Below are 1,027 nucleotides of genomic sequence, written 5' to 3'. Positions count from 1 at the left end.
GTAAAAAAACACTCGATGTGCATATCCATAACAAAAAAATGCACCGTGTTTTTGAGAACTGCCCAAAAGACATTGCAAAGATGATTAAGTGGGTGCTGAAGAACACGGACTTTGATAGAGAAGAAATGATATTTACCTTTGAACATACTGGACTTTATTCACTCCAATTATCGGCCACATTGTCGGAACTTGGCATGAGATATGTAGCAATCCCAGGTCTGGAAATAAAAAGGTCTTTGGGGCTTTCGCGCGGAAAGGACGATAAAGTTGATGCCGCGAAAATAGCCTTGTATGCCTATCGATTGCGGGAGGAACTTGAGTCCTGCCAAATGCCGTCAGAAGACCTGCAATCGCTTAAACGCCTTCTTTCATTAAGGGATCGTTTGGTCAAACAAAGGGCTGGTTATAAAGCCTCATTGAAAGAGGAAAAACGTGTCCTAAAGCAAAAGGACAATAAAATACTGCTGAACGCACAAGAGGAAATGATCGGTCACTTCTCTAAAAAAATAAAAAAAGTCGAGAAGGAAATGAACAGGATTATCAAAGAAAACCGGAAGCTCGATAAAATATATGGTTTGGTTACAAGCATCAAAGGTGTTGGTCCACAGACAGCTTTGTATATGATCGCTTATACACAGGGCTTTACCAAATTTGAAAATTGGAGGAAATTCGCATCTTACTGTGGGACTGCCCCTTTTCCCAATTCTTCTGGAACAAGCATTAGGGGCAAAACAAAAGTAAGTCACTTGGCCAATAAAAAAATAAAGAGTTTGCTGGACCAATGTTCCAAAACAGCCCTGCAGCACAATCCTGAAATTAGGCAGTATTACCGGCGAAGGGTCGATGAACAGGGAAAAAATGAAAGGAGTACAATCAATGTGATCAGGAACAAATTACTAGCCAGGATTTTTGCAGTTGTAAAACGGAGAACGCCATATGTTGATACCTTGAAATATGCAGCTTAAAAATGTTGAAAATTTTAACTAAAAAGCTTTTTTTAACCATAGAATACGGGAGAACCAATCCC

General features: G+C 39.7%; 1 protein-coding gene. It reads left to right on the top strand.

Features of this window, described 5'->3' with window-relative positions; translation table 11 throughout:
* Positions 1 to 965: IS110 family RNA-guided transposase (locus FKR84_RS13215; RefSeq protein ID WP_141422786.1), on the top strand; the 965-nt coding region annotated here is incomplete at its 5' end.
* Positions 966 to 1,027 lie beyond the last annotated feature (62 nt).

This window comes from Haloflavibacter putidus, from assembly GCF_006546625.1.
GTDB classification, from domain to species: Bacteria; Bacteroidota; Bacteroidia; order Flavobacteriales; family Flavobacteriaceae; genus Mesonia; species Mesonia putida.
This window is presented reverse-complemented; position numbering and strand designations above follow the sequence as displayed.